A 5786-nucleotide genomic window follows, 5' to 3' on the forward strand; every position below is an offset into this window, starting at 1 on the left:
GGCGACCGCAGGGCGGACGCCGCGTCCTTCCGGCGCCGGGCCTCGTGCCCGGCGCCTTCGGCGTGCCCCCGCGTCCGGCGGACACGCGCGGCACGGCCGGGCCCAACGCGCCCGCCGCCGGGACCCGTCCCGTACGGTGGCCGGGAATCCACGGGTGACTGAGGAGGCGGTGTGTCCGCGGGTCGGAGCAGGTTCTCCACCACGACCAGGCTCAAGGTGCTGGGTGAGCAGGCCGCCGAGCGCGTCTACCGCGCGCAGAACCGCCGGCTGCGCCGCCCGCCCCGCCGCTCGCGCCTCACCGGCCGCGCCGCCGTGCTGGCGCTCGTCATCTGCTCCCTGATGGTGGCGCTGGCGTACCCGCTGCGGCAGTACATCTCCCAGCGGTCCGACATCGGCGACCAGCGGCGCCAGGCCGAGCAGGCGCAGCAGCGCGTCGAGGAGCTGCGCGACGAGAAGGCCCGCTGGCAGGACGACGCCTACGTCGAGCAGCAGGCCCGCCGCCACCTGCACTACGTACGTCCCGGCGAGGTCGGCTTCACCCTCCCCGACGTGGGCAGCGCCGAACCGGACGACCGCCGCCACCGTGACCGCAGCGGCGCCAACCGTCCCTGGTATGACAACCTCTGGGACGGCGTGGACCGGGCCGACGAGCCACGCTGAGGCCGCCCGCCGGGCGGTCGCGCCGTGCCCCTCCCGACCCTGGATTGAAGCAGATGGACACCCCACCCCCGCTGACCGAGCACTCCGAGCCGACCGACGCCGACATCGAGGCGTTCCGGCAGCAGCTGGGCCGCCCGCCGCGCGGCCTGCGCGCCATCGCCCACCGCTGCCCCTGCGGCAACCCCGACGTGGTGGAGACCGCGCCGCGCCTGGAGGACGGCAGCCCGTTCCCGACCACGTACTACCTGACCTGCCCGCGTGCCGCCTCAGCCATCGGGACCCTGGAGTCCGACGGTGTGATGCGCGAGATGAACGAGCGGCTCGCCGAGGACGCCGACCTCGCCGACGCCTACCGGGCGGCCCACGAGGACTACCTGCGGCGCCGGGACGCCATCGAGGTGCTGGAGGGGTTCCCCAGCGCCGGCGGCATGCCCGACCGGGTGAAGTGCCTGCACGTTCTGGTGGGCCACTCGCTGGTCGCCGGACCGGGCGTCAACCCGCTCGGTGACGAGGCCATCGCCATGCTGCCCGAGTGGTGGCGCAAGGGGCCCTGCGTGTCGGCGTGCTCGCCCGCGGGGCCGGAGGAGGACCAGTGACCGGAGCCGACACCCACGGGACCGCCCCGGCGGGGCCCGCCGACGGCGCGACCCGGGTCGCGGCCGTCGACTGCGGCACCAACTCCATCCGCCTGCTCGTCGCGGACGTCGCTCCCGACGGCTCCCGCCTCACCTCACTCGACCGCCGCATGGAGATCGTCCGGCTCGGCCAGGGCGTGGACCGCACCGGACGGCTCGCGCCCGAGGCGCTGGAACGGACCTTCGCCGCCTGCCGGCAGTACGCCGAGGCGATCTCCGCCCTCGGTGTCGACCCGGCAGCCGTGCGGTTCGTCGCCACCTCCGCCTCGCGGGACGCCGAGAACCGCGACGAGTTCACCGCGGGCGTCCGCGACCTGCTCGGGGTGACCCCCGAGGTCGTCACCGGCGACGAGGAGGCGCGGCTCTCCTTCACCGGCGCCACCCGCGGCCTGCCCGGCGACGGCCGCGGCGGCGACTCCCTCGTCGTCGACATCGGCGGCGGCTCCACCGAGTTCGTGCTGGGCGCGGAGAGCGTCCGGGCCGCGCGCAGCGTCGACATCGGCTGCGTGCGCCTCACCGAGCGTCACCTCACCGACGGCACCCCGGCGGGCGGTGTGCTCGGCGAACCACCGTCCCCGGAGCGGGTCGCGGCGCTGCGCGCCGACATCGAGGCCGCGCTGGACCTCGCCGAGGAGAGCGTGGAGCTCCGCGGCGCGCAGCGGCTGGTCGGGCTGGCCGGTTCGGTGACCACGGTCGCCGCGCTGGCACTCGGCCTGGACGCCTACGACTCGGTGGCGATCCACCGGTCGCGGGTCTCGCTGGAGCGGGTGCGCGAGATCTCGGAGATGCTGCTGGCCACCAGCCACGCGGAGCGCGCCGCGCACGCGGTGATCCACCCGGGGCGCGTCGACGTGCTGCCCGCGGGCGCGCTGGTGCTGCTCGCCGTGATGGAACGCGCGGGCGTGTCGGAGGTTCTGGTGAGCGAGCACGACATCCTCGACGGCATCGCCTTCTCAGCGGCCGAGGCCGTGCGCCCCGCCCGCTGAGGCCCCCGGCCCCGACGGGTCGCAGCCGATCCGTCGCGGTGCGGCACGGCGCGGCACGGTCGTGTGTCGGTGGGGCCGTTCCCGGGAGCGTCCGCGCGCACGATGAGCGTGCCGATGTGGCCCGGGGTCGGCGCCTCCAGCACAGTAGCCTCGGCTCGCACGAACCCGGCTCGCGTCAGGTGCCGCTGCCACACCTCGGGGCGGTAGCTGTAGCGATAGGTGAACCGGGCCCGGCCCGCGAAGCCACCCTTGTACATCCCCTGCGGGCCGTAGGCGCCGGGGATGGCCGGCGGCTGCGAGAACACGAACCGGCCGTCCGGCGTCAGGCGGTCGAGAACGAGCGGGAACAGCCGCGAGGGGTCGACGAACCAGGCGGCACCGAACATCGAGCAGATCGCGTCCCAGCGCTGCGGGTCCGCGGCGAGCACGGAAAGCACGTCGCCGCAGACGAGGTGGCGGGACGAGGTACGCGCGGGGCTGCGGCACATACAGGAGAGCCGGACGCAGGTGTTCCGCGCGGCGACGGTGCACCGCCTTTACTCGGCCGGTCTGGTCCCGGGAATTCTCCAGTCGGCGGGGTATGTGCGTGCGGTGCTCGGGATTGCCTCGACCGTGCACGGCCTGCCGACGGAGGACATTGAGGGTGCGGTGCGTGCCCGCCTGGACCGGTCGCGGATCATCCACGAGCAGGGGCGCCGCTTTGTGGTGGTCGTGGAGGAGTCCGTCCTCCGGTATCGAGTCGCCGGCGCCGACTCCATGGGAGCTCAGCTCGGCTACCTGCTCACGGCTGGTGCGTTGCCGGCCGTCTCTCTCGGCGTCATCCCGATGGACACGACGCGGTTGCACTGGCCCGAGGAAACGTTCCACATGTACGACAGTGCTCGGGTGACGGTCGAGCTGGTCTCGGCGGATCTCACGGTGACGCAGCCCGAGGAGGTCGCACAGTACGCCGCGGCGTTCGAACGCCTGCGGAGCATGGCTGTGTACGGCGCCGAAGCCCGAGCGCTCATCACGCGTGCGGTGGAGGCTCTCGACCGGCCCTGAGGCGGCCCGCCGGCGCCCGGCCCGCCGGGTCGGTGACGGCGCGTCGGCGGTTGTCACGGGGGCGTTCGGGACGGCGCCGGGCCGGTCGGCCCCGTGCGCGCGGCGGTGCCGTCGCGGCATGCTGGGGACCGGTCGGGGGACGGTCGGCGCGTCGCCCGCGACAAGCTTCGTGAACTTCTTCACATGGATCGTCGGCCTTTCGGGCGGATCTTCGGCGTGGCGGGTCCACCAGGTGGGACGACCAGGCGTCCCCGGGTGTTTCGGGGGCTCTTCGGCCGCATGTCCGGTGTATGAAACCTGTTGCCCGGACGCCGCCCGTGGCAGAGAATCTGCACGTCAGGGCGGTGCGCGTCCCCCGGGAGGCGGAGCCGCGGCAGGAAGGTGGCCGGGAGTGTAACAGAGGTACCTCGGTAGCTTGTGAACCCCCTCACGAGCACCCCCCGGGGGGTGGGTGGATACTCGAAGCATGAGCACCACGGAGCGTCCGCGAATCCTCGTCGTGGGGGGCGGGTATGTCGGCCTGTATGCCGCGCGTCGCATCCTTCAGAAGATGCGTTACCGCGAGGCGACTGTCACGGTCGTCGACCCGCGCTCGTACATGACGTACCAGCCCTTCCTGCCGGAAGCAGCCGCCGGCAGTATCTCGCCGCGTCACGTCGTCGTGCCGCTGCGACGGGTTCTCCCCGGCGCCGAGGTGCTCACCGGGCGGGTCAGCACCATCGATCAGGACCGCCGGGTCGCCACTGTGGCCCCGCTGGTCGGACCCGCCTACGAAGTTCCCTTCGACTACCTCGTCGTCGCCATGGGCGCCGTCTCCCGCACCTTCCCGATCCCCGGCCTCGCCGAGGAAGGCATCGGCATGAAGGGCGTGGAGGAGGCCATCGGCCTCCGCAACCACGTGCTGGAGCAGTTCGACCGCGCCGACTCCACCACCGACGAGGAGATCCGCCGCAAGGCGCTCACCTTCGTCTTCGTCGGCGGCGGCTTCGCCGGTGCCGAGACCATCGGTGAGATCGAGGACCTCGCCCGCGACGCGGCGAAGTACTACCCCTCCATCAAGCGCGAGGACATGCGCTTCCTGCTGGTGGACGTCGCCGACAAGATCCTCCCCGAGGTCGGGCCCAAGCTCGGCGAGTGGGGCCGCGAGCACCTGGAGAAGCGCGGGGTGGAGATCCACCTCGGCACCTCCATGAAGTCCTGCGTCGACGGCCGCGTCGTGCTCAGCAACGGGGTGGAGGCGGACTCCGCCACCATCGTGTGGACCGCCGGCGTCAAGCCCAACCCGGTCCTCGCCGAGTTCGGCCTGCCCCTCGGCCCCCGTGGACACGTCGACGTCGAGCCCACCCTCCGGGTCCGCGGCCTCGGCCACGTCTGGGCCGCCGGCGACAACGCCCAGGTGCCCAACCTCGTCGAGGGCGAGGGCGACTGGTGCCCGCCGAACGCGCAGCACGCGCTCCGGCAGGCGAAGGTCCTCGGTGACAACGTGATCTCCGAGCTGCGGGGCTTCCCCCAGCAGGACTACAAGCACGCCAACAAGGGTGCCGTCGCCGGTCTCGGCCTCCGCAAGGGCGTCGCGATGATCAAGTTCGGCAAGTTCACCATCCGGCTGCGCGGCCGGCTGGCCTGGTACATGCACCGCACGTACCACGGCATGGCCGTCCCGACCTTCAACCGGAAGATCCGGGTCTTCGCCGACTGGACGCTCGGCCTGTTCCTCAAGCGCGAGGTCGTCTCCCTCGGTGCCATGGAGAACCCGCGCCACGAGTTCTCCGCCGCCGCCCGTCCGGCACCGGCCGTCCCGCGCCCCGCGCCGGTCGAGCCCGTCGCCGAGAGCGGCAAGAAGGAGAAGGCCGAGGCCACCAGCGCCGGCTGACGCCCGCTCCGTCGTCCCGTCCTCCGCCGCCGTTCTCCGCCCGGGGAACGGCGGCGGTGTCGTGCGCGGCCCCGACCCGCGCCCCTCCCGCGGGCCCGGCGGCCCGCCCCGCCCCGGCACGCGCCCGGACGAGGAAGCGGCGGTGCGCCCGTGCGGGTGGTGGCGCCCCGCGTGCGGAGCAGGTGGACAAGCGCCGACCGCGGCCCGGTGCTTGGCTGGGAACATGATCGGCACAACGCCCGTCGCGGACCGCCTGGCACGCCTGGCCGAGGAGATCGTCGGCGAGCCGCCGTCCTTCCGGCTGCGGGCCTGGGACGGCAGCGAGGCCGGGCCCCCGGACGCGCCCCTGGTGGAGGTGCGTCACCGCCGCGCCCTGCGCCGCCTGTTGTGGCGGCCGGACCGCATGGGACTGGCCCGCGCCTGGGTCGCCGGCGAGATCACCGTCCCCGGCGACCTCTACGACGTCCTGGAACGGCTGACGCTGCCCGAGCACGGCCCCCGCGACCGCCGCGCCCACGTGCTCGGCCATGCCGACGGAGGCGATGGCGTCGTACGGGCCGTCGCCGACGTCCCGGTAGTCCTGGAACC

At 73.7% G+C, this 5786-nt stretch carries 5 protein-coding genes and 2 pseudogenes; 6 read left to right on the forward strand and 1 reads right to left on the reverse strand.

Annotation, left to right across the window (positions count from 1 at the left end; all coding sequences use genetic code 11):
* Positions 1-171 precede the first annotated feature (171 nt).
* From HCJ92_RS21350 to HCJ92_RS21360, 3 genes are read left to right on the forward strand one after another with little or no spacing between them, the layout of a single operon-like run.
* Positions 172-660: a septum formation initiator family protein gene (locus HCJ92_RS21350; protein WP_167935246.1), complete on the forward strand. Its 489-nt coding sequence runs from the start codon at positions 172-174 to the stop codon at positions 658-660.
* A 53-nt stretch (positions 661-713) separates the two neighbouring features.
* On the forward strand, positions 714-1256 hold the full coding sequence (locus HCJ92_RS21355) for a DUF501 domain-containing protein (protein WP_167935247.1): 543 nt from the start codon (positions 714-716) through the stop codon (positions 1254-1256).
* Positions 1253-2281: a Ppx/GppA phosphatase family protein gene (locus HCJ92_RS21360; RefSeq protein ID WP_167935248.1), complete on the forward strand. Its 1029-nt coding sequence runs from the start codon at positions 1253-1255 to the stop codon at positions 2279-2281. The genes HCJ92_RS21355 and HCJ92_RS21360 overlap by 4 nt, the downstream gene beginning before the upstream one ends.
* 86 nt (positions 2282-2367) lie before the next feature.
* On the opposite strand, the pseudogene HCJ92_RS25170 reads toward HCJ92_RS21360, so the two are convergent.
* Positions 2368-2730: pseudogene (locus HCJ92_RS25170) on the reverse strand (class I SAM-dependent methyltransferase); the annotation flags it as partial.
* A 58-nt stretch (positions 2731-2788) separates the two neighbouring features.
* Between HCJ92_RS25170 and HCJ92_RS21370 the strand changes: the two are divergent.
* The 3 genes and pseudogenes from HCJ92_RS21370 to HCJ92_RS21380 form a co-directional block, all read left to right on the forward strand.
* Positions 2789-3325 carry a DUF5753 domain-containing protein gene (locus HCJ92_RS21370; RefSeq protein ID WP_167935249.1) on the forward strand — a complete coding sequence of 179 codons (537 nt, stop codon included), beginning with the start codon at positions 2789-2791 and terminating at the stop codon, positions 3323-3325.
* Between the two features lie 466 nt (positions 3326-3791).
* Complete coding sequence (locus HCJ92_RS21375) at positions 3792-5198, forward strand: NAD(P)/FAD-dependent oxidoreductase (RefSeq protein WP_167935250.1); 1407 nt, start codon at positions 3792-3794, stop codon at positions 5196-5198.
* A gap of 223 nt (positions 5199-5421) precedes the next feature.
* Positions 5422-5786: pseudogene (locus HCJ92_RS21380) on the forward strand (hypothetical protein); the annotation flags it as partial.

This window comes from Streptomyces spiramenti (assembly GCF_012034385.1).
Classification (GTDB): domain Bacteria; phylum Actinomycetota; class Actinomycetes; order Streptomycetales; family Streptomycetaceae; genus Streptomyces; species Streptomyces spiramenti.